The 21257-nt window shown below is 67.9% G+C and carries 21 protein-coding genes; 11 read left to right on the top strand and 10 right to left on the bottom strand.

Annotated elements, in window-relative coordinates:
* The first annotated feature begins 1 nt into the window (after window position 1).
* The 3 genes from rpmF to mutM are packed head-to-tail and all read left to right on the top strand — an operon-like array spanning window position 2 to window position 1777.
* A complete protein-coding gene (gene rpmF, locus OB895_RS04010) occupies window positions 2-211 on the top strand; it encodes a 50S ribosomal protein L32 (RefSeq protein ID WP_042541694.1) in 210 nt (69 codons plus the stop codon).
* 17 nt (window positions 212-228) lie between these two features.
* Window positions 229-921: a ribonuclease III gene (gene rnc / locus OB895_RS04005; protein WP_042541693.1), complete on the top strand. Its 693-nt coding sequence runs from the start codon at window positions 229-231 to the stop codon at window positions 919-921.
* Complete coding sequence (gene mutM / locus OB895_RS04000) at window positions 914-1777, top strand: bifunctional DNA-formamidopyrimidine glycosylase/DNA-(apurinic or apyrimidinic site) lyase (RefSeq protein ID WP_079112731.1); 864 nt, start codon at window positions 914-916, stop codon at window positions 1775-1777. The genes rnc and mutM overlap by 8 nt, the downstream gene beginning before the upstream one ends.
* A 3-nt stretch (window positions 1778-1780) precedes the next feature.
* Here the strand turns inward: mutM and OB895_RS03995 are convergent, their stop codons facing one another.
* The 5 genes from OB895_RS03995 to OB895_RS03975 all read right to left on the bottom strand — a co-directional run bounded on the left by OB895_RS03995 (window position 1781) and on the right by OB895_RS03975 (window position 6341).
* Entirely contained in the window at window positions 1781-3103 is a 1323-nt protein-coding gene (locus OB895_RS03995) for an FtsX-like permease family protein (RefSeq protein WP_079112732.1), read from the bottom strand.
* On the bottom strand, window positions 3100-3795 hold the full coding sequence (locus tag OB895_RS03990) for an ABC transporter ATP-binding protein (RefSeq protein ID WP_056376684.1): 696 nt from the start codon (window positions 3793-3795) through the stop codon (window positions 3100-3102). The genes OB895_RS03995 and OB895_RS03990 overlap by 4 nt, the downstream gene beginning before the upstream one ends.
* A gap of 89 nt (window positions 3796-3884) precedes the next feature.
* A complete protein-coding gene (locus tag OB895_RS03985) occupies window positions 3885-4964 on the bottom strand; it encodes a GNAT family N-acetyltransferase (RefSeq protein ID WP_311879227.1) in 1080 nt (359 codons plus the stop codon).
* Window positions 4961-6049: a GNAT family N-acetyltransferase gene (locus OB895_RS03980; protein WP_311879226.1), complete on the bottom strand. Its 1089-nt coding sequence runs from the start codon at window positions 6047-6049 to the stop codon at window positions 4961-4963. Before OB895_RS03980 ends, OB895_RS03985 begins: the two co-directional genes overlap by 4 nt.
* A 13-nt stretch (window positions 6050-6062) precedes the next feature.
* Window positions 6063-6341: a hypothetical protein gene (locus OB895_RS03975; RefSeq protein ID WP_042541687.1), complete on the bottom strand. Its 279-nt coding sequence runs from the start codon at window positions 6339-6341 to the stop codon at window positions 6063-6065.
* 545 nt (window positions 6342-6886) lie between these two features.
* On the opposite strand from OB895_RS03975, the gene smc reads away from it, so the two are divergent.
* The 3 genes from smc to OB895_RS03960 are packed head-to-tail and all read left to right on the top strand — an operon-like array spanning window position 6887 to window position 11871.
* On the top strand, window positions 6887-10429 hold the full coding sequence (gene smc, locus OB895_RS03970) for a chromosome segregation protein SMC (RefSeq protein WP_311879225.1): 3543 nt from the start codon (window positions 6887-6889) through the stop codon (window positions 10427-10429).
* A gap of 24 nt (window positions 10430-10453) precedes the next feature.
* On the top strand, window positions 10454-11326 hold the full coding sequence (gene ftsY, locus OB895_RS03965; protein ID WP_042541685.1) for a signal recognition particle-docking protein FtsY: 873 nt from the start codon (window positions 10454-10456) through the stop codon (window positions 11324-11326).
* A 44-nt stretch (window positions 11327-11370) separates the two neighbouring features.
* Window positions 11371-11871, top strand: coding sequence for a DUF2004 domain-containing protein (locus OB895_RS03960; protein WP_042541684.1), 501 nt, complete (start codon window positions 11371-11373; stop codon window positions 11869-11871).
* A gap of 21 nt (window positions 11872-11892) precedes the next feature.
* Here OB895_RS03960 and lipA read toward each other — a convergent pair whose 3' ends face one another.
* Complete coding sequence (gene lipA / locus OB895_RS03955; RefSeq protein ID WP_042541683.1) at window positions 11893-12882, bottom strand: lipoyl synthase; 990 nt, start codon at window positions 12880-12882, stop codon at window positions 11893-11895.
* The gene (gene lipB / locus OB895_RS03950) at window positions 12879-13532 is read right to left on the bottom strand and encodes a lipoyl(octanoyl) transferase LipB (RefSeq protein WP_042541682.1); all 654 of its coding nucleotides are present in this window, start codon (window positions 13530-13532) and stop codon (window positions 12879-12881) included. Before lipB ends, lipA begins: the two co-directional genes overlap by 4 nt.
* A gap of 94 nt (window positions 13533-13626) precedes the next feature.
* Between lipB and OB895_RS03945 the strand changes: the two genes are divergently transcribed.
* The 4 genes from OB895_RS03945 to ffh all read left to right on the top strand — a co-directional run bounded on the left by OB895_RS03945 (window position 13627) and on the right by ffh (window position 17000).
* Window positions 13627-14223, top strand: a complete 597-nt coding sequence (locus OB895_RS03945) for a TetR/AcrR family transcriptional regulator (RefSeq protein ID WP_042541681.1) — start codon at window positions 13627-13629, stop codon at window positions 14221-14223.
* A 74-nt stretch (window positions 14224-14297) separates the two neighbouring features.
* Window positions 14298-14915 carry a hypothetical protein gene (locus OB895_RS03940; RefSeq protein ID WP_153302170.1) on the top strand — a complete coding sequence of 206 codons (618 nt, stop codon included), beginning with the start codon at window positions 14298-14300 and terminating at the stop codon, window positions 14913-14915.
* Window positions 14912-15433, top strand: a complete 522-nt coding sequence (locus tag OB895_RS03935; protein WP_311879220.1) for an RNA polymerase sigma factor — start codon at window positions 14912-14914, stop codon at window positions 15431-15433. The genes OB895_RS03940 and OB895_RS03935 overlap by 4 nt, the downstream gene beginning before the upstream one ends.
* A 13-nt stretch (window positions 15434-15446) precedes the next feature.
* On the top strand, window positions 15447-17000 hold the full coding sequence (gene ffh, locus OB895_RS03930; RefSeq protein WP_042541678.1) for a signal recognition particle protein: 1554 nt from the start codon (window positions 15447-15449) through the stop codon (window positions 16998-17000).
* Window positions 17001-17006: 6 nt separating this feature from the next.
* Here ffh and OB895_RS03925 read toward each other — a convergent pair whose 3' ends face one another.
* Entirely contained in the window at window positions 17007-17918 is a 912-nt protein-coding gene (locus OB895_RS03925; protein WP_311879218.1) for an EamA family transporter, read from the bottom strand.
* A gap of 79 nt (window positions 17919-17997) precedes the next feature.
* On the opposite strand from OB895_RS03925, the gene OB895_RS03920 reads away from it, so the two are divergent.
* Window positions 17998-18933, top strand: a complete 936-nt coding sequence (locus OB895_RS03920) for a LysR family transcriptional regulator (RefSeq protein ID WP_042542131.1) — start codon at window positions 17998-18000, stop codon at window positions 18931-18933.
* 2 nt (window positions 18934-18935) lie between these two features.
* Here OB895_RS03920 and glpK read toward each other — a convergent pair whose 3' ends face one another.
* Together glpK and OB895_RS03910 are read right to left on the bottom strand one after the other, a co-directional pair.
* Window positions 18936-20450, bottom strand: a complete 1515-nt coding sequence (gene glpK, locus OB895_RS03915) for a glycerol kinase GlpK (RefSeq protein WP_042541676.1) — start codon at window positions 20448-20450, stop codon at window positions 18936-18938.
* A 29-nt stretch (window positions 20451-20479) separates the two neighbouring features.
* A complete protein-coding gene (locus OB895_RS03910) occupies window positions 20480-21232 on the bottom strand; it encodes an MIP/aquaporin family protein (RefSeq protein ID WP_042541675.1) in 753 nt (250 codons plus the stop codon).
* Window positions 21233-21257: the final 25 nt, after the last annotated feature.

Below are 21257 nucleotides of genomic sequence, written 5' to 3'. Positions count from 1 at the left end.
CATGGCTGGTAACCCCCCGAAGCGCAAGGTATCCCGTTCGAACACCCGCTCGCGCCGCGCGCAGTGGAAGGCGGCGCCCATCGCTCTCGTCAAGACCGTCGAGAACGGCAAGACCGTCTACAGCCGCCCCCACCAGGCGAAGGTCGTCACCGACTCGCAGGGCACCGAGCTGTTCCTCGAGTACAAGGGCCGCAAGGTCGCCGACGTCTGAGTCGCGACTTCACTTCCGTGACTGAGGTCCCTGGGGGGACGAGACCACTCCCAGAGAAGCTCCGCGTCGATATAGACGCGGAGCTTCTGGAGTTGGCGCTCACCCATCGCTCATATGCGTATGAGCATGGTGGCATCCCTCACAACGAACGTCTCGAGTTCCTCGGCGACTCCATTCTCGGCCAAGCCGTCACCGTGATGCTCTTCACGACCCATCCAGGGCTCGATGAGGGCGAACTCGCCAAGCGGCGCGCCAGTGTCGTCTCGACGGTCGCTCTCGCAGAGGTGGCGAGAGGCATCGATCTGGGCAGCCACCTGCGGCTCGGTCGAGGCGAGGAGCAGACGGGCGGACGCGACAAGGATTCGATCCTCGCCGACACGATGGAAGCCGTCATCGGTGCGACCTACCTGTCGGCGGGTCCTGAGGCGGCCACTGAGCTCGTGCTCCGTCTGACCGCGCCGCTCCTCGCCGACCCCGAGCGCTATGGCGCCGCCATGGATCCGAAGACCAGTCTTCAGGAGCTTGCGGCGCGGGTCGGTGCCACCCCACCGCAGTACTCGGTGGAGGCGAGCGGTCCCGATCACGATCGTCGCTTCCTGGCGACCGTGAGCGTCGGCGATGTGGCGATGACCGGCAAGGGCAGCAGTAAGAAGACTGCAGAGATGGCGGCCGCGCTCAGTGCGTGGCGCTTCCTCAACGAGCGTGCCTGAGCTCCCCGAGGTCGAGGTGGTGCGAGCCGGTCTCGCTCCTGCCGCGGTCGGTTCGGTCATCACGGGGGTGAGCGTGTTCGATGAGCGCGCCCTGACACGTCATGCCGCGGGGGCATCGGACTTCGTGTCGCGCCTGGAAGGGCGCGTGTTCACCGCCGCCGAGCGTCGAGGCAAGTTCCTCTGGCTTCCGCTCGACGCGGAGGGTTCCGCTTTGATCGCGCACCTCGGGATGAGCGGGCAGATGCTGCTCCGCGCACCGGATGCCGAAGCGGAACGCCACGAGCGCATTCGCATCGGCATCGAGCACCCGCAGCACGGAGAGCTCGCCATCGTGTTCGCCGATCAGAGGACCTTCGGGTCGCTGGCGGTCGACAGCCTCGTGCCGGACGGGCCGACGATGATCCCCACCCAGGTCGTGCACATCGCGCGCGATCCCCTCGACCCTCTCTTCGACGACGGCATCCTGGTGCGCACGCTCCGAAAGCGGGGCAGCGCGGTCAAGCGCGTGCTGCTCGATCAGCAGGTGATCAGCGGGGTGGGCAACATCTACGCCGACGAGGCGCTCTGGGCGGCGCGCATCCACCCCGAGACTCTCGCGAACGCGCTGTCGACACCCGCGATCGGTCGGCTCCTCGCTGAGATCCGCGTGGTGCTCGCGAAGGCGCTGGCCGAGGGAGGCACGAGCTTCGATTCCCAGTACGTCAACGTGAACGGCCAGGCCGGCTACTTCGCGCACTCCCTCAACGCCTACGGTCGAGGCGGTCAGCCATGCCCCCGGTGCGGCACGCTGATCCGCCGACAGGCTTTCATGAACCGGTCGAGTCACTTCTGCCCGCGCTGCCAGCGCCGACGCTGAGGCTTATGCCGTCTCGAACGACCGGGCGAGCAGAGGCCGGGTCGCCCGCGTGCTCGCCCACACGATGCCGATTCCCACCGCGAGCACGATGCCGATCGTCAGCAGCGACTCGGGAGCGGTGATCAGGGCGATCCCGAGCAGGGGGAACACGAGCACGGCCGCGCAGGTCGCCGATCCGATCGCGGTGACGAGCAGCGGTGACATGATCGCGCGGCGACGTGCGCTGTCGACGGTGTCGAGGGGCATCCCGAGGTGGTGGAGGCTTCGGTGCAGATCACGCTGATCGAGCACGGAAGAGGCCTGATTCACCCCCACGGATGCCGCGACCATCACGAAGGAGGCGACCAGCGTGATGACGAGACCGGTGCGCATGTCCACGGCGAGTGCTGCATCGGCATCCGTCGCCTCTCCGCTGTTCATCACGTTCATCAGTGCGACGCCGGTCCCGGCGAAGACGGCCATGAAGCTCGCCATCGCGATCCCGCTCACCTGACGCCATGCGGCCTTGGGCGAGTCCAACACCAGACGGGCGGCGAGCAGCCGGTCGGCTCGCTCGGCCCGGCGGAGCTGACGTGATGCGCTGACCTTGAGTACCCACGGCCCGATCACGTTGAGCACGGCGAGCGCCACCGCGAACAGCCCTGCGAGAACGGTGATCGTCACCGCGAGCCCCGCGACGGACGGGAAGACCTTGACGAGGACGAAGACCAGAGCGAGCACCGAGATGCCGATGATCGCCCGGAACCAGTGCACGGTGGAGACCGTCGTCCGCATGCGCACCCCGAGCGGGGAGACGATCACGCGTCGGAGACCGAGCACGGCGCTGCCGGCCGCCACGAGAAGGACCCCGCCCACGACCGCCAGGATGCCGAGGGGAGACAGCATCACGGCGTCGGTGCCGAGAGCAGTTCCACGGAACGGGATGAGCCCGACCAGGGGAGCGGTCGCGAGATGGACGACCACTCCGGCGACGGCGCCTGAGGCCGCCACGAGCACGGATTCGATCACGGTGGCCACGCTGACACCCATCGGAGTCACGCCCAGAAGTCGCAGTGTCGAGAGTCGCTCGTCGCGACGGCGGGCCGAGAGGCGAGCAGCCGCCCCTCCGAGATTCGTCAGCGGTACGACGAGGAGGACGAGAGCGATCGCTGCCAGTGCCTGGTAGACCGGAGCGTAGTCGTCTGTCCAGGTCCAGAACGACTGTGCTCCGCCCACGACTGTCAGCACCAGAGCCGTGACGACTCCGAACGCGACCACAGGAAGCGCCAGGACGGCGTTCTCACCCTTCGCGGGTCGGAGAAGGAGGGTCAGGACGCGGGCGTTCATGCCGTCACCGCCGACGAGACGATCTGTCCGTCGCGAACCGCCACGACTCGCGAGCATCGAGCGGCGACGTCGGCGTCGTGGGTGACGACGAGGAGCGTCCGCCCCTGCCCGGTCGTCGACCAGAGCAGTGCGTTCATCACGTCCTGCGAGGTGTGCGAGTCGAGCGCTCCGGTCGGCTCGTCGGCGAAGACGAGATCCGCGCCGGTGGCCTGGGCCCGTGCGATGGCGACGCGCTGCGCCTGCCCGCCGGAGAGCTCGCCGATGCGGCGGTCCTCCATCCCGGCGAGCCCCAGCGCGGCGAGCCAGGACGCCGCGTGGGCCGTGGCATCCGCTCTCTTCACGCCGTTGATCATCGATGCGAGCGCCACGTTCTCGACGGCGGTGAGCTCAGGGATGAGGAGTCCCTGCTGGAAGACGAACCCGAAACGCTCCCTGCGCAGCCGGGAGCGAGCACCTTCCCCGAGCCCCGCGACCTGCACAGGCTCCCCGGTCGAGGGCTGGAAGGTCACGGTGCCGGAGTCCGGCGTGACGATACCGGCGAGCACATGGAGGAGAGTGGTCTTGCCCGATCCGGAGGCGCCCATGATCGCCACCGACTCGCCGCGGTGGATCGTGAGATCCACCCCGGCGAGTGCGCGGGTGGTGCCGTAGGACTTGGTCAGGGAGCGTGCGTCGAGGACGGAGTCGTTCATGCCTCCAGCCTCGCGATTCGGCCAGGGGCGCTGCGTCGGCCGGGCGGATGATCCGCTCGCGTCCGCGTACACCGATCGGATGATCTCGTTCAGATCCGCTTCTGCCACGCCCCGGCGTAAGAGACCGGCACGAACCCGATCGACTCGTTGATGCTCAGCATCGGGCGGTTCTCCTCGGCGTTGAACGTGGAGACTGCGGGGGAGAACGGCATGAGCTCTCGCCAGTGCAGGAGGTTCGCGCACTTGACGACGGTGCCCAGCCGGTGCCCGCGGTGCTCGCGAGACACCAGCGTGCCCAGCTGGTGGGTGATCCCTGAGCGGTCCGCTCCGACGAGCAGCTCGTTGTATGCCACGATGTCCCCGCTCGGCACGTGCTGCACCGCGACGATCGACAGTGCCTGACCGGCTCCGGTGAGCCGTCGCTCTCGGCGGACGACACGCTCCGCGTCCCACTCCTCAGCGACGAAGTCCATCTCGCCGCTCGGGGCGTCGGTCGACAGGCGAGCGAGGATCGCTGCATAGCCGTCGCGGAACTCCGGCGGTGTCGGAGCCATCCACTGGAGCACTCGATAGTCGTCGCCCGCGGCCGCGTGCGCAGATCTCAGAGCGACCTGAAGCGGAGCGGGGTCCGAACGCAGATCGAGCTCGCTGTTGCGCTCGACCTGCTCGAAATCGTATCCGCGGGCCTCCAAGGCGTCCGACAGCGGGATCGCCGGGATACGACCCCACCCCGTCCTCGGCGAGATCATCCGCTCGGACTCGATCGGTCGGTGCAGCGTCCAGAGCTGCACCAGAGACCGACCATGGGCACGAGCCTCCGACTCGGCGAGCGTCAGGAGGGCATCCTCGACGCCGATTCCCCAGTGCTTCTCGGGCACGAGGAGGTCCGCCTCCGCCGCCTTCGCATCCGCCTCCTGGGCATAGGCGATCGTGATCATCCCCACGATCTCGTCGCCGTTCCTGGCCACGAATCCGGTCTGCAGGGTGTCGGTGGAGTCCTGCCACGACGCGAGCAACTGGGCGGCGTCGGGTGCGATGTCGGGCAGACCCACCATCTCATCGCAGATCTGCCGGTTGAGCTGACCGTAGGCGCGGAAGTCCGCGCCGTCGGGGGCGTCCAGCGCGACAGGGACGATGAGCGGCTCGATGGTCAGTGCGGTGGTCGTCATGACAGTTCCTTCTTCCAGGCTCCTTCATAGGCGATGGCGGTGAACCCCATCGCCTCATTGATGGAGAGCATGGGCCGGTTCTCCTCGGCGTTGTACGTGATCACGTCGCGGGATTCGGGCGCGAGGCCCGTCCACGACAGGAGAGCGTCGCACTTCACGAGCTGTGCCAATCGGTGTCCGCGATGCTCTTTGAGCACCAGAGTGTCGTGCTGATGGGTGGTCGCGCCGAGATCGGGTCCGATGCGGAGCTCGGTGAACGCACTCAGCTCGCCGGTCCCGACGTGCTGGGCGACGGTGACCTGGATGATCTGGCCCATCTCCGCCACGCGTTTCTCGGACTCGATCAGGCGTTCTGCATCCCAGACCTCCTCGTCCGCCTCGAGATCGGCAGACGGTGCATCGGTCGACATGCGCGATTTGAGCCACGCGTAGCCCTCGACGCGCTCGGGGGGCGTCGGCAGCATCCACCTGATCACGCGATAGTCCTGAGACGACGCGCGTGCCTCGTCGCGCAGCTGCTCGGCGTGACGAACCGTCTCGGGATCGATCTTGAGTCGACTCACCCGGCAGACCTGCTCGAGGCTGAACCCATGGCGGACGAGGAATCGCGCGACATGATCGTCGGGAACGCTGCCGAAGCCGGTCCGGGCCTGGAGTCTCGGACCCTCGCTCGCCGGTTGTTCCGTCCAGTTCTGGATGACCGTGCGGTCGTGGAGCCTGGCGAAGGCTTCGACGTGCGGGAGGATCGCTGTTCCGATTCCCCGACCCCAGACCCGAGGGTGGAGCTCGATCGAGGCGATGGCCACACGCGAGCCTTCTTCGTGCGGGATGTCGATGACCGTGCGTCCGACCATCTCTCCTTCGACGCGCACCGTCCACACCGCGGTCGTGCGCTCCTTGCGGGAGCGCAGGATCGGGAGCAGCGCCTCCGGCGTGAGGTCCTGTTCGGTGCGGCCGGTGAGCTCGCGGTAGACGGCGTTGCGCACACGGGCGAGCTCGCGGAACTCGACGGCGTCGGCCGCATCCGCCCGTGCAGGCAGCACGAGCGGATGCAGCGACGCATCTGCGGTGAGCGGAATGCTCATGGTGATCTCCAGGTCAGCGCAGCTGACGCTGCAGGTCGTACGTGAGCAGGGCATATGTCTCGCCCTCGCTGCGGGTCCGCCGATCGAGATGCAGCGCGTCCGCCTCGAGGGCGGTGACGCGGTGCGTCGGGCGAGGGCGCTGAGCCCGCTGGAGAAGCCAGAGGCCGATCCTGAGCGATAGACGATCTGCCAGCGCCAGGCGCCGCAGTTCATCAGGTGCGGGAATGTGAAGGACCTGCTGGTCCTCGGTATCCGGAGGGTGGGGGATGCTGCGATACAGCGTGGTGTTCACGGTGATTCCTTCGAGATGGGTGGTGGTGTTCGGTGAGGAGAGCGCTGTCGCGGCGCGCCGAGAAGACGGCCGGCGGAGCGCGGCGAGAGTCGAGAGCCCAGCGCGCCGGAAGGCGATCGCCGGGGTCGGCGGTGATCCGTGATCCGAGAAGGATCAGAGGGTGGGGCGCGGAGACACGCGAACGAGAAGCCCCGTCACCGATCGGAGACCGGTGGGTGAGTGGGGGCAGAGTTCTCGGGCTGCGGTTCTACGAGAGAGCGCCGAGACGGACGCCGGTGGTTACCGAGTGCGCAAGGCGCGGCGCGAATGGCGCGGCGAGGCCAGTGGCCTGAGCGTTGAGCTGAGTGATCATCGGTAACCTCCTTTTCGTGTGGCGATCCGGAGGTTACCGTAGCGAAACCCGGGCGTGTCCGTCAAGCATGCGCGGCCTGGCCCGGCGTGTCGCGGCCGATTCCCGTTCGCTCCGCTCCCGCGCGGGATGCCGGTTCTGAGCCGTCATTCCGGTAGCGTATGGGCGTGAATCACCCGGAGAGCGCGGTAGCCGCATGCATCTGAAGAGCCTGACCCTCAAGGGGTTCAAGTCCTTCGCGCAGCCGACCAGTTTCGTGTTCGAACCGGGCGTCACCTGCATCGTGGGTCCCAACGGATCGGGCAAGTCGAACGTCGTCGATGCCCTCGCCTGGGTGATGGGTGAGCAGGGAGCGAAGACTCTGCGCGGCGGCAAGATGGAGGACGTCATCTTCGCCGGCACGTCCACGAGAGGGCCGCTCGGTCGGGCCGAGGTGCAGCTCACGATCGACAACAGCGACGGCGCCCTGCCGATCGAGTTCGCCGAGGTCACCATCAGTCGCACGCTGTTCCGCAACGGCGCCAGCGAGTACGCCATCAACGGCGAGAACTGCCGTCTGCTCGATCTTCAGGAACTGCTCAGCGATTCCGGTCTCGGACGCGAGATGCACGTCATCGTGGGGCAGGGGCGCCTGGACACGGTGCTCCAGGCGTCTCCGGAGGATCGGCGCGGCTTCATCGAGGAAGCGGCCGGCATCCTCAAGCATCGGCGTCGCAAGGAGAAGACCCTTCGCAAGCTCGATGCGATGGAGACCAACCTGACGCGTCTCAGCGATCTCGCCGGCGAGATCCGGCGCCAGCTGAAACCCCTGGGCAGGCAGGCGGAGATCGCGCGCGAGGCGCAGACGATCGCTGCGGTCGTGCGTGATGCCAAGGCTCGGATCTTCGCGGATGACGTGGTGGCGCTGCGCACGGCGCTGGCCGATCACACGCGCACCGAGCATGAGCGGCACACCGAACGGCTCGTGCTGTCGGATCAGGCAGAGGCGGTGCGGGCGAGCATCGCACGCCTTGAGCAGGATCAGAACTCGGCGGCGGTCGATCAGGCGAGAGGCGTGGCCTTCGGTCTCGAGCAGGTGCAGGAGCGGATGCGCGGGCTGTACACCCTCGCCAATCAGCGACTCGCGCTCCTCGGCTCGGAAGAAGACGATGCTGCCGTGACGGCCATCACTGTCACGCAGACCACGATCGACGAGGCGAAGGCGGAGATCACCGAGATCTCCGCCGGCCTCGGCGACGCTCAGGACGCGGCGAGCGTGGCGAGCCGCGAGGTGGTGAATGCGCGGGCGGAGCTCGACACTCTCGACGTGGACATCGCCGAGCAGAGCGCGCTCGTGTCGGAGTACGACATGCGGCTCAGCTCGTTGCGAGGCACGGCGGATGCGGCCGCGTCGGCCCTCGCTGCGGTGCGCGGTGCGGTCCTGCGCCAGGAGAACGCGCTCGAGGCGGCGAACGCGCGTCGCCGAGACGCCGCCGAAGCCCTCGAGGCGATCGACGACGCGGAGGCGCCGGAGGGCACGGCGGCAGAGCACTCCGCCGCATATGAGAGCGCGCAGCGTGCCGCGACGGCGGCCGAGGCCGAGCGAGAGACGCTCCGCGAGCGCCTGCACGCGGCCGAGCGCGAGGTCGACGCTCTCACGGCCAAGGCTGCGGCACTCGGAAGCGCGCTCGCGATCTCAGGAGGCGCCGCCGAGATCGTGAAGGCGGGAGCCACGGGTGTTCGTGGCCTCGTGGGTGACTCGGTGCAGGTCAAAAACGGGTTCGAGGCCGCGATCGCAGCCGTGCTGGGTTCGCTGGCCGAGGGCGTCCTCGTCGAGAGGGCCTCCGACGCCTTCGAGCTGGCACAGGACGCGTCCGACCAGCGCAGGGGAGTGGTGGATTTCGTCGTCGCCGATGCTGCGCGTCCGTCGATCGAGCTGCCCGCTCTCGAGGGCGTGACGCCCGCGATCGATACGGTCACGGCTCCGGACGGGGTCCTCGGAATCCTGTCGCACGTCGTCATCGCCGCGAGCCTGGACGCGGCGCGCAATGCACGACTCGCGCTCGACCTCGCGGGCGATACGACCACGACGATCGTCACGACGGCGGGCGATGTCGTCACCGCGCAGACGCTGCGCGCCGGATCCGGCGGCGAACGCTCCCGTCTCGAGCTCGCCGCCGAACGGGACGCGGCGAACGAGCGCCTGGCAGAGGTGCAGGTCATCGTCGATTCACTGCGCGAGGCTCGCGCAGACGCGAACGAGGCCGTGGAGACATCACGTCGCCAGGCGAAGGACGCGCTCCGGGCGCTGCGCGAGCACGACGCCGCGCTGGCGACCCACGCGGAACAGGTGAACCGCGTCACGGTCACCCACGAGTCGGCTGTCGCCGAGTGCGAACGGCTCGAATCAGGACTCGCGCAGGCACAGAGCGCGGTGCAGGATGCTGAGGCGAAGGCCGACGCGGCGAAGGCCGAGTTGGATGCGGCCATCGCCGCCCCCCGGCCGGTGCTGGACGCGTCGGCGCGTGACGGTCTGCTCGAGGCGCTCGAGACGGCGCGCGAAGGTGAGGTCCGAGCGCGTCTGGAGATCGAGACGCTTCGTGAGCGTGTTCGTGCTGCCCAGGCTCGCGTCGCCGGACTCGAACGGCAACGCGAGCAGGAGCGGGACGCCGCAGCCGAGGCTGCGCGCCGGGCGGTCATCCGACGCGCACAGCGCGAAGCGGCATCCGGAGTGGCTCAGGAGCTGCCCCGCATCCTGGACTCGATCGATCGGTCGGTCACCGAGGCGCGCGTCGCATTGGCCGAGGCCGAGGCCGCGCGATCGGCGCAGAACCAGGAGCTCACTGCTCTTCGAGCGCAGGAGACCTCCTTGCGCGAGCGGCTCGCCGGGCTCACCGAGAGCGTGCACGGCCTCGAACTGCAGATCCACGAGAAGAAGCTGCACCTCAACAGTCTGCTCGAGCGCGTGGCATCGGAGCTCGCGCTCGACGAAGATATTCTCGTAGCGGAATATGGCCCCGATCAGCTCGTTCCCCGTGATCCCGGAGCCGACCAGGCTGAGGACGACCTGCTCGACGACACGGCGATCCCGTTCGACCGGCGGATTCAGCAGCGACGGCTCGCCGAGGCCGAACGCAAGCTCGCTCAGCTCGGACGGGTCAACCCGCTCGCGCTCGAGGAGTTCGCGGCGCTCGAGCAGCGCCACGCGTTCCTCACCGAGCAGCTCGCCGACCTGACGCAGACGCGACAGGACCTGCGCACGATCATCGCGGACCTCGATGAGCGCATGCAGACGATCTTCGCGAGCGCGTTCGAAGACACGAGGGTCGCGTTCGGGGAGGTCTTCCCTCTGCTGTTCCCCGGCGGAACCGGAAGCATCTCGCTCACGGATCCCGAGAACATGCTCACGACCGGCATCGAGGTCTCTGTACGGCCGGTCGGGAAGAAGATCGAGAGGCTGTCACTGCTCTCGGGCGGTGAACGTTCCCTCGCTGCAGTCGCTCTGCTGGTCGCGATCTTCAAAGCCCGCCCGAGCCCGTTCTACATCCTCGACGAGGTCGAGGCGGCGCTCGACGACGCCAACCTCGGCCGCCTGCTCACCGTGTTCGAGCAGCTTCGCGAGAGCTCGCAGCTGCTCGTCATCACCCATCAGAAGCGCACGATGGAGATCGCAGATGCGCTCTACGGGGTCTCGATGCGTCAGGACGGGGTGTCGGCGGTCGTCGGACAGCGCGTGGGCGACCGCGCGGCGGCCGGCTGACAGCGCTACCCGTAGGCTGGAGTCATGGCGGAGAAGTCGTGGTCCCTCACTCGTGCGCTGCGCGGGATGTTCGTCAAGCCCACTATCGACGAGACGACATGGGAGGACCTCGAGACGGCCCTCCTCACTGCCGACTTCGGCCCCGACATCAGCGAGCGGGTCGTGGAAGAGCTTCGTGAGAAGGTCGAGCGCTACCGTACGACCGATCCGCAGGATCTCCAGCGGATGCTCCGCGAGACGCTCGAGGAGCACTTCGCGAAGTTCGACACGACCCTGAAGCTCACCGAGCGGCCGGCGGTCGTTCTGGTCGTCGGCGTCAACGGCGTCGGGAAGACCACCACGATCGGCAAGTTCACCAAGTTCCTTCGCGGGTTCCAGCGCAGCGTGGTCGTCGGAGCAGCCGATACGTTCCGTGCGGCCGCCGTCGATCAGCTGGCCACCTGGGCACAGCGCGGCGGAGCGGCGATCGTCCGCCCCCAGCAAGAGGGTCAGGATCCGGCATCCGTGGCCTACCAGACCATCGAGTTCGCCCAGCGCGAGGGCATCGAGATCGCGATCATCGACACGGCCGGCCGACTGCACACGAAGGGAGGGCTCATGGACGAGCTCTCGAAGATCCGCAGGGTGATCGAGAAGCAGGCTCCCATCAGCGAGGTCCTGCTCGTCCTCGACGCCACCACGGGTCAGAACGGTGTGATGCAGGCCGAGGCGTTCCTCGAGCATGCAGGTGTCACCGGACTCGTCCTGACCAAGCTCGACGGCTCGGCGAAGGGCGGCTTCGTCCTCGCCGTGCAGGAGCGCACCGGCATCCCCGTCAAGCTCCTCGGCCAGGGCGAGGGCATCGATGATCTGACCGGTTTCACCCCCCATGTCTTCGTCAAGTCGCTCGTCGGCTGATCACGGGACTACCGCCGCGAGCACGAGGCTGGTTTCATAGCGTTATGGCGATCGAACACGACTACTTCGGACTCCTGTCCTCAGGGCCCGACGGCTCGATCTTCTGGTCTGAGACGGTGGAGCTCGGTGACCAGAGCGTCACCGTCGATCTCACCGCTCCTGACCAGGACGATGTCTCTGCCGACGCGCTCGACATCGCCGCTTCGCTCATCGCGGGGATCGAGAACGTCGACGATGTGTCCCGGCGGGGCATGCTCGCGGAGGTCGATGACCGCACCAGCGAGGTCACCGAGTACATCCTGCAGCAGCAGGAGGCCTACGGAGACGAACTCGAAGAGGTGCTGGTCGACGTCAGCGGTGACGCCGCCGTCGACATCATCCGCTCGCTGCGACTCATGAGCATGACGATCCTCGCCGACGAACACGGCGGGTCGGAGCCGTTCGCGGTGCTGGAGTACGCGCTCGACGCGACCACCACCGACGACGTCCTGCTGGTGAACCTGGGTTCCGACGGCAGCGTGCAGTCGGTGATGAGCGCCGACTGACGCTCACCACCTCGGTATCGCTCAGACCGCCTGAGCGAAGCCGAGATCCGCGCTCTCGGCGATGTGCGCCAGGTGCGGTGGGATCTCGCGCCCCTTCGAGACCATCGACTGCGCCCACAGCCGGCCGGCGCGGTACGACGAGCGCACAAGAGGCCCGGCGAGCACGCCGAGGAAGCCGATCCGCTCCGCCTCCTCCTTGAACTCGACGAACTCCGCAGGCTTGACCCACCGGGCCACGGGCAGGTGTCGCGGAGAGGGGCGCAGATACTGCGTGATGGTGATGATGTCGCAGCCGGCGTCGTGCAGGTCGTTCAGCGCCTGGACGACCTCTTCAGGTTCCTCGCCCATCCCCAGGATCAGGTTGGACTTGGTGATGAGGCCTGCGTCCCGCGCCTGGGTGATCACATCGAGCGAACGCTCATACCGGAACGCCGGGCGGATGCGCTTGAAGATCCGCGGCACGGTCTCGACGTTGTGCGCGAAGACCTCGGGACGGGCGTCGAAGATCTGCCCGAGGAAGGCAGGGTCGGCGTTGTGCTCGTTGGCGAGCAGCTCGACGCCGGTGTTCGGGTTGAGCTCGTGGATCTTCCGCACCGTCTCGGCGTTGAGCCAGGCTCCGGTGTCGGGCAGATCGTCTCGTGCGACGCTGGTGACCGTCGCATAGCGGAGGTTCATCCGCACGACGCTCTCGGCGACACGGCGTGGCTCGTCGGTGTCATAGGCATCGGGCTTGCCCGTGTCGATCTGGCAGAAGTCGCACCGTCGGGTGCACTGCGATCCGCCGATGAGGAAGGTCGCCTCCCGGTCTTCCCAGCACTCGAAGATGTTGGGGCAGCCGGCCTCCTGGCAGACGGTGTGAAGGTCTTCGCTCTTGACGAGCGAGTGGAGCGCCGTGTACTCGGGCCCCATCTTCGCCTTCGTCTTGATCCACTCCGGTTTGCGTTCGATGGGAGTCTCGGCGTTGCGGATCTCGAGGCGGAGGAGCTTGCGTCCCTCTGGTGCGGCGGTCATGCGTGTGCTCCTGCGTGTGCGGCTGTCGAGTATTCGGCGAGGAAGGCGGCGGACACCGAGTCGACGATGTCGGCGGGGGAGACGTCCGCTCCGACGACCTCGCTCACGGTGGTGACACCGGCGTCGGTGATCCCGCACGGGATGATGCCCCTGAACCCTGCGAGGCTGTTGTCGCAGTTGATGGCGAAGCCGTGCATCGTCACTCCCTGCTGCACGCGCACCCCGATCGCCGCGACCTTGTCCTCAGAGAGGGGGCGGCGAACCCACACCCCGCTGCGCCCCTCGACCTGGTATCCGTCGACGCCGAGTGGCTGGAGCACGTCGATCAGGATGCGCTCGAGGCGACGCACATGCGCGACGACGTCCATCGGCTCGGGCAGCCGGACGATCGGGTAGCCCACCAGCTGCCCTGGTCCGTGCCAGGTGATCTTGCCGCCGCGGTCGACGTCGATCACCGGTGTGCCGTCCGTCGGGCGTTCCTGCGGCTCGGTCCGCTTGCCGGCGGTGTACACCGCCTCGTGCTCGAGCAGGATGAGCGTGTCCGGGCGAGTGCCGTCGACGACGTCGGCGTGGATGCTGCGTTGCAGGTCCCACCCGGCGGGGTAGGGGACGAAGCTCGGAGCGAGTCCGGGGGTGAGGATGTCGAGCATGGGCGTCCCTCTCGATCAATTGATGGATTGCGTCTAAGAATACTCCTCCGTGACGGTCGCGGCGCGCAGGAGCGACGCGCGGTAGCGTGTCTGCATGAGCAGCACGAGCCGAGCAGGGCGCCCGAAGGCCTCTTCGCGCGAGACCCTCGCGGAGGCCGCCTGTGAGCTCTTCCTCGAGCGGGGCTACGACGCCACCTCTGTCGCCGACATCACCCAGCGTGCCGGAGTGAGCCGGTCGAGCTTCTTCAACTACTTCTCCTCGAAGAGCGATGTGCTCTGGTCCGGCCTCGACGACCGCATCGGCCGTGCGGTCGACGACCTGGTCGTCGTGCCCGAAGACCGCGACGGCACGCATGTGCGGCGCATTCTCTCGGAGCTCGTCGAGGACTTCGCACCGGACAGCCTGGCTCTCGCGATGACGAACTCGTCGGCCATGGGGCTCGACGACGAACTCGAGCAGGATGCCGCGCTTCGCCAGGCTCGCCTCGCGGCGGCGCTGGCCGATCTCGCTCGCCGTTCGGGGGTCACCGCTCTCACCGCGGACATCGCCGCGGCCACCTGGGCCGCCGCCGTGGTCGCCGCCGTGCGAGCGTGGGCGGAGAGCGGTGCAGGACGAGGTTCCGTGGGGGACCGATTCGCCGACGCTGTGCGGGCGATCGGCCGATTGCCGTGGGGCGGCACGGAAACCTGATCTCCCCGCGGACGAAACCGCGCGAGCCGGACAGGTCAGGAATGAGAGACCCCTTTCCCGACCGAGGAGACATGATGGCCACCGACCCGCTCGACGAGATGCTCGACTGTTCCGCACCGGCTACGGCGAGACCGGAACCCGGAGACATCCGGGCCATGATCCTCGCAGCGCGCGAGGAGACGCAGCCACCTCGTCGCGGACGTCGGAGAGCCGTGCTGACCGCGGCGCTGGCGCTCTTCCTCGTCGGCGGCGCTGGTGTGGCCGCGGCGTCATCGGATTGGCTCTGGAGCCCGGGCCTCGAGGATCCGGATCGGACCTACAGCTACACCTCGCCGACCTGGGGACAGTGCGAACTGCGATTCAGCGCGCTCGACACGCACGACATGTTCACGAACGACGAGGTCAATCGCATCGTCGACGACTGGTTCGCGAGCACGGATGTCGAAGCGGCCGCCGCGCCTCTCGTTCCGGGGATCCTCCACGAGCTGGAGGAGAGTCGTGCCGGCGACCCTGCGGTCGATCCCGACCCTCGGCAAGCCGATCTCGATGCCTGGACGGCGCACACACAGGCCGTCGACGAGCTGGTGCACGCGGAGCTCGCTGCGAACGGCTTCGCCAGCGAGGCGCTCGGGGGCACCGAATCGCACAGTCAGGTGCACTGCGACGGCGAGGACTGGGGGGACGGGGAATGAGCCGCGACGCAGCCCTGACCCGGGTGCTGGAGGAGAGCGCGACCGACCTGCTCGCCTACCTCTCGCGTCGGGCGGGCCCCGACGACGCCGCCGACCTCCTCGGGGAGACCATGGTGATCGCGTGGCGTCGGTCATCCGACCTTCCCGATGAACCGGAACGCGCGCGGATGTGGGTCTTCGGCATCGCACGAGGCACGCTCGCCAACCACGACAGGGGGCAGCGGAGACGGTGGGCGCTCGCGGATCGGCTTCGGCTGCAGGGGCAGGAGCATCACAGCTCACCTGCCGCTGACGAGGGGCTGGAGGTGCGTGACGCGATCGCACGGCTCGATCCCGACCTTGCGGAGATCGTGCGGCTCGTGCACTGGGATCGACTGTCTCTCGTGCATGCGGCGGAGCTTCTCGGCATCCCTTCGTCCACCGCACGCGGCCGTTACGCGCGCGCGAGAGAACTGCTCCGGGCCGAGCTCGCGGTCGGCGCGGCTCCGAACGCGGAGAACGGTGCCGGATTCGCGTAAACTCGGTGTCACCATGGCTACCTTTGGCACGCTCTCCGATCGGCTCACCGAGACCTTCCGCAACCTTCGCACGAAGGGAAAGCTCACCGCGGCCGACGTCGACGGCACTGTGCGCGAGATCCGTCGCGCGCTGCTCGACGCCGACGTCGCACTGGCGGTCGTCAAGGAGTTCACCGCGAAGGTGCGCGAGCGCGCCCTCGGCGATGAGGTCAGCAAGGCGCTGAACCCCGCGCAGCAGGTCGTGCAGATCGTCAACGAGGAGCTGGTGCAGATCCTCGGCGGTGAGCAGCGTCGTCTGCAGTTCGCCAAGACCGCGCCGACCGTCATCATGCTCGCCGGCCTCCAGGGCTCGGGCAAGACCACCTTCGCCGGCAAGCTCGCGAAGCAGCTCGAGAGCGAGGGGCACACGCCCCTTCTCGTCGCGGCCGACCTGCAGCGTCCGAATGCGGTGAACCAGCTCCAGGTCGTCGCGCAGCAGGCCGGCGCGACCGTCTACGCGCCCGAGCCGGGCAACGGAGTCGGTGACCCCGTCAAGGTGTCGCGCGACGGTGTGGAGCACGCGCGCCGCCACCAGCACGACGTGGTCATCATCGACACGGCCGGTCGCCTCGGCGTCGACGCCGACCTGATGAAGCAGGCATCCGACATCCGCAAGGCGACGGACCCGGATGAGGTCCTGTTCGTCATCGACGCCATGATCGGCCAGGACGCCGTCAACACGGCGAAGGCCTTCCAAGAGGGCGTCGACTTCACCGGTGTCGTCCTGACGAAGCTCGACGGTGACGCCCGCGGTGGTGCGGCGCTCTCCGTCGCCTCCGTCACCGGCCGCCCCATCATCTTCGCGTCCACCGGCGAGCGACTCGAAGACCTCGAGCCGTTCCACCCCGATCGCATGGCCAGTCGCATCCTCGACCTCGGCGACATCCTCACCCTCATCGAGCAGGCCCAGCAGGCCTTCGATGAGGAAGAGGCCGTCAAGATGGCCGAGAAGCTCGCGACCGAGCAGTTCACCCTCGAAGACTTCCTCGACCAGCTTCAGCAGATGAAGAAGATGGGCTCGATGAAGAAGATGCTGGGGATGCTCCCCGGCATGGGGCAGATGAAGCAGCAGCTCGAGGACTTCGACGAGCGCGAGATCGATCGCACCGAGGCGATCATCCGGTCCATGACACCGGGCGAACGACGCAACCCGAAGGTGCTCAACGGTTCGCGTCGTCTGCGCATCGCGCGCGGTTCGGGAATGACCGTCACGGACGTCAACCAGCTCGTCCAGCGCTTCGATCAGGCGGCCAAGATGATGAAGACCGTCGCACGCGGCGGCACTCCGAACATCCCGGGAATGGGTTCCATGCCCGGAATGGGCAAGCCTGGTGCGTCGTCGAAGCGCGGCAAGAAGGGCAAGTCCTCGGGCGGTTCCCGCTCGGGCAACCCCGCCAAGCGCGCAGCCGAGAACGCGGGAATCACCTCCGCGGCCGCCCCGACCGGCTCCGGTTTCGGTCTCGGCGGCACCAAGGCGCCGAGTGAAGCCGACCTCGCCGAGATCCAGAAGCTGTTCGGCAAGAGCTGACCGGACTCATCGCCGCGCCGCCGCGAGCGGCCCCCGCGTCGATGGAGCGACCTCTCTGCGAGGCTTCCGCAGCGCAGCGAGCTGCCCGGTGACGAGCGCGCTCAGAACGAGGGAGAGTCCGAGCGCCTGGACCGGGGCGAACGTCTCGCCGGCGAGCAGCGTTCCCAGTGTCGTCGCGACGACGGGGGAGAGCAGGGCGAGCAGGCCCGGGGCGATGACGGGCAGCTCCTGGATGCCGCGGAACCACAGCGTGTACGCGATGAGACCGCCGACCGCGCCGAGCCAGAGGTAGCCGAGTATCGCGCCGCCGTCGATGGAGGGAGGGAACCCCTCGAAGACGAGTGTCAATGGCAGCAGGAACAACCCGCCAGCCGTCAGCTGCCAGCCCGCGTACGCGACCGGCCCGACACCGGCGGGGCGCCCCCAGCGCTTGGTGAGGATCATCCCGAGAGCCGTAGCGGTGACGCCGCCGACCGCTGCGATGATGCCGACGGTGTCGAGCTCCGCGGCCGGGCCCAGCACCACGAGAGCGACACCGCCGGCACCGACTGCGGCGGCGGCTGCCGTCAGAGGGCGGATCCTGTCGCGGAGCATGAGCGCCCCCAGACAGAGGATGATCAGCGGCTGCACGCCGGCGACTGCTGCTGCGACGCCGCCGGGCAGACGCTCTGCGGCCAGGAACAGCAGCGGGAAGAACGCTCCGATGTTGAGGATGCCGAGAGCCAGCGACTTCAGCCACCAGCCTCGAGGCGGCAGCGCGCGGCCCAGACCGAGAGCCACGAGACCCGCGGGGAGCGATCGGAGGAGACCTGCCAGCAGCGGATGACCGGCGGGCAGCATCTCGGTCGTCACGAGGTAGGTCGTGCCCCAGGAGATGGGGGCCAGGGACGTGAGGAGCAGCAGAGTCAGCCGGTTCATGTCTCTCAGCCTGATCTCGATGGACACATGAGTCCAACGCATGCTTGTCACGGGATCCATGAATGAGGATCATGGATACGTGGATCTGCAGCAGCTCAAGTATGTCGTCGAGGTCGCGTCCTCGTCGAGTTTCACGCGCGCGGCCGAGCGCTGTTTCGTGACGCAGTCGGCCCTCAGCCACCAGATCGCGGCGCTGGAGCGCGAACTCGGCCAGCGCCTGTTCGTGCGTTCGAGTCGCAGCGTCAGGACGACGGAGGCGGGGGAAGCATTCCTCGTTCATGCGAGGGCCGCGCTGGCTGCAGCGGATCAGGCGCGTGAGGCCGCAGCAGCGGCCGCGGGTCGGGTTGTCGGCACGCTTCGTCTCGGTGTGATCCCGACGGTCACCGCGGTCTCCGTGCCTGACGCGATCTCGCGGTTCAGGGCGGAGCACCCGGAGGCGCGGGTGCAGCTCAGCATGGGCAACAGTGATGCCTTGGCAGCCGCGGTGCGCCGAGGAGAGCTCGATGTCGCGATGCTGGGCCTGCACGAGGACGTCCGCCCCAGTGGCGTCGCCGCGCGAGAGCTCGCCCGCGAGCGCCTGGTGGCCGTCGTGCCGTCGACCCACCGACTCGCACGGCGCGAACGCCTCGCGTTGGAAGACCTTGCCGAAGAGGTTTTCGCGGACTTCCCCGCGGGCACGTCAGGGCGCGCGCAGAGTGATGCCGCCTTCGGTGTCGCCGGTGTGCTTCGCGACGTGTCGTTCGAAGCGGACTCGGCCGAGCTGATTCTCGGACTCGTGTCGGCTGGGCTCGCGATCACGCTGTTGGCGCCGGGCGTCGCCGCCGCGGCTGCGCCCCATGCGGTCGCCGTGGAGATCGTCGGAGGACCGGTGCGCGTCGAGTACGTCGCCTGGGACGCACGGTCGCCGAGGGCGGTCGCCACTGCGTTCCTCCGGGTCATCGGGCCGATGACGCCTCGCGTCGAAGACGAAGCGGACCCGGAGGAATCCTCCGGGCCCGCCTCCTCAGAGTCCTGAGGTCAGATCACGTCCTCGTCGACCCAGTCCATCGACTTGGTGACGGCCTTGCGCCACAGGCGCAGCTGGCGGTCACGCTCGCCGTCCTCCATCGACGGTTCCCAACGACGATCCTCCTGCCAGTTGGCGGAGAGGTCGTCGAGACCGTTCCAGAAGCCGACGGCCAGACCGGCGGCGTACGCGGCACCCAGCGCGGTGGTCTCCGCGACGACCGGGCGCACGACGGGCACACCGAGCACATCGGCCTGGAACTGCATGAGCGCATCGTTCGCGACCATGCCCCCATCGACCTTGAGTTCGGTGAGGTCGACGCCGGCATCCGCGTTGACCGCGTCGAGAACGTCGCGGGTCTGGAATGCGACGGCCTCGAGCGCTGCGCGAGCGATGTGGTTCTTGTTCGCGTAGCGGGTGAGGCCGACGATCGCACCGCGGGCGTCCGAACGCCAGTAGGGTGCGAACAGGCCGGAGAACGCGGGGACGATGTATACGCCACCGTTGTCGTCCACCTGCTTCGCGAGTTCTTCGACCTCGGGAGCGGAGCTGATGATCCCGAGCTGGTCGCGGAGCCACTGGATCAGCGATCCGGTGACAGCGATCGAGCCCTCGAGCGCGTAGTGGGTCGGTCCGTCCCCGAGCTTGTAGCCGACGGTGGTCAGCAGCCCGTTCTTCGAGTGGACGATCTCCTCGCCCGTGTTGAAGATGAGGAAGCATCCGGTGCCGTAGGTGTTCTTGCTCTCGCCCTGGTTGAACGCGGCCTGACCGAACGTCGCGGCCTGCTGGTCACCCAGGATGCCGGCGATCGGCGTCTCCCGGAGCAGAGACGAGTCCTCGGCGGCGCCGTACACCTCGGAGGAGGAGCGGATCTCCGGCATCATCGAGCGCGGCACTCCGAACGCCTCGAGGATGTCGTCGCGCCACTCGAGCGTCTCGAGATCCATGAACATCGTGCGTGAGGCGTTGGTGACATCGGTGACGTGCACACCGCCGTCGACGCCGCCCGTGAGGTTCCACAGCACCCAGCTATCGGTCGTGCCGAAGACGAGGTCGCCCGCCTCGGCCTTCTCCCGTGCGCCCTCGACGTTCTCGAGGATCCAGGCGATCTTGGTGCCCGAGAAGTAGGTGGCGAGGGGGAGGCCCACGACGGGCTTGAACCGCTCGACGCCGCCGTCGGCCGCGAGGCGGTCGACGATCTCCTGCGTGCGGGTGTCCTGCCAGACGATCGCGTTGTAGACGGCCTTGCCGGTCGTCTTGTCCCAGACCACTGCGGTCTCACGCTGGTTGGTGATTCCCACGGCGGCGATGTCGTGACGTGTCAGGTCGCCGCGGCTCAGCGCGAGGCCGATGACCTCCTGCACGTTGCGCCAGATCTCCGCAGGGTCGTGCTCGACCCAGCCGGCCTTGGGGAGGATCTGCTCGTGCTCCTTCTGTCCGGTCGCGACGATGCTGCCCTTCTTGTCGAAGATGATCGCGCGGCTGGAGGTGGTGCCCTGATCGATGGCGATGATGTAGTCGGCCATTGTGTTCTCCTTTGAAGTCAGGTTCGGGTTCAGGCGAGGTTGAGCAGAACGGGCGCTGCGACGGCGGCGAGGACACCACCGAGCAGCGGACCGACCACCGGGACCCACGAGTACGACCAGTCGCTCGATCCCTTGCCCTTGATCGGCAGGATGGCGTGGGCGATACGGGGTCCGAGGTCGCGAGCAGGGTTGATCGCGTAGCCGGTGGGTCCACCGAGCGATGCACCGATAGCGACCACGACGAGCGCGACGGGCAGGGCGCTGAGCGGTCCGAGGCCTCCGGGGACGCCGATCTCGATGTCGCCGTAGTCGGCGAATGCGAAGATCGCGAACACCAGGACGAAGGTGCCGATGACCTCTGTGACGAGGTTCCAGCCGTAGGAGCGGATCGCCGGGCCGGTCGAGAAGACGCCGAGCTTGTTGGCGGGGTCGGGCTCCTCGTCGAAGTGCTGCTTGTAAGCCAGCCAGGTGAGGATCGCACCGACGATCGCACCGAGCAGCTCGGCGCCGGTCGCCACCGCGAACTGCGAGAAGTCGATCTTGCCGGCGACGAGAAGGCCGATGCCGACCGCCGGGTTGAGGATGGCGCCGGAGTACGCCGAGACGAGGACACCCACGAAGACCGCGAGACCCCATCCCCAGTTGACCATCAGGAAGCCGCCGCCGAAGCCCTTGTTCTTGGCAAGAGCGACGTTGGCGACGACACCACATCCGAGGAGGATCAGCATTGCGGTGCCGACGAACTCCGAGAGGAAGTAGAGACCGAGATTCACTTCAGTCATGTCTTCATTGACCTTTCTTGAGTGC

The sequence above is a fragment of the Microbacterium forte genome (assembly GCF_031885415.1).
GTDB classification, from domain to species: domain Bacteria; phylum Actinomycetota; class Actinomycetes; order Actinomycetales; family Microbacteriaceae; genus Microbacterium; species Microbacterium forte.
This window is presented reverse-complemented; position numbering and strand designations above follow the sequence as displayed.

Coding starts and splice junctions, on each gene's coding strand:
- OB895_RS03910 (WP_042541675.1), bottom strand. CDS start 21,232: ATGACTGAAGTGAATCTCGGTCTCTACTTCCTCTCGGAGTTCGTCGGC.
- OB895_RS03935 (WP_311879220.1), top strand. CDS start 14,912: ATGAGCCGCGACGCAGCCCTGACCCGGGTGCTGGAGGAGAGCGCGACC.
- OB895_RS03985 (WP_311879227.1), bottom strand. CDS start 4,964: ATGACGACCACCGCACTGACCATCGAGCCGCTCATCGTCCCTGTCGCG.
- OB895_RS03960 (WP_042541684.1), top strand. CDS start 11,371: ATGGCGATCGAACACGACTACTTCGGACTCCTGTCCTCAGGGCCCGAC.
- lipB (WP_042541682.1), bottom strand. CDS start 13,532: ATGCTCGACATCCTCACCCCCGGACTCGCTCCGAGCTTCGTCCCCTAC.
- ftsY (WP_042541685.1), top strand. CDS start 10,454: ATGGCGGAGAAGTCGTGGTCCCTCACTCGTGCGCTGCGCGGGATGTTC.
- OB895_RS03940 (WP_153302170.1), top strand. CDS start 14,298: ATGGCCACCGACCCGCTCGACGAGATGCTCGACTGTTCCGCACCGGCT.
- glpK (WP_042541676.1), bottom strand. CDS start 20,450: ATGGCCGACTACATCATCGCCATCGATCAGGGCACCACCTCCAGCCGC.
- lipA (WP_042541683.1), bottom strand. CDS start 12,882: ATGACCGCCGCACCAGAGGGACGCAAGCTCCTCCGCCTCGAGATCCGC.
- ffh (WP_042541678.1), top strand. CDS start 15,447: ATGGCTACCTTTGGCACGCTCTCCGATCGGCTCACCGAGACCTTCCGC.
- rpmF (WP_042541694.1), top strand. CDS start 2: ATGGCTGGTAACCCCCCGAAGCGCAAGGTATCCCGTTCGAACACCCGC.
- OB895_RS03990 (WP_056376684.1), bottom strand. CDS start 3,795: ATGAACGACTCCGTCCTCGACGCACGCTCCCTGACCAAGTCCTACGGC.
- OB895_RS03945 (WP_042541681.1), top strand. CDS start 13,627: ATGAGCAGCACGAGCCGAGCAGGGCGCCCGAAGGCCTCTTCGCGCGAG.
- OB895_RS03995 (WP_079112732.1), bottom strand. CDS start 3,103: ATGAACGCCCGCGTCCTGACCCTCCTTCTCCGACCCGCGAAGGGTGAG.
- OB895_RS03980 (WP_311879226.1), bottom strand. CDS start 6,049: ATGAGCATTCCGCTCACCGCAGATGCGTCGCTGCATCCGCTCGTGCTG.
- OB895_RS03925 (WP_311879218.1), bottom strand. CDS start 17,918: ATGAACCGGCTGACTCTGCTGCTCCTCACGTCCCTGGCCCCCATCTCC.
- smc (WP_311879225.1), top strand. CDS start 6,887: ATGCATCTGAAGAGCCTGACCCTCAAGGGGTTCAAGTCCTTCGCGCAG.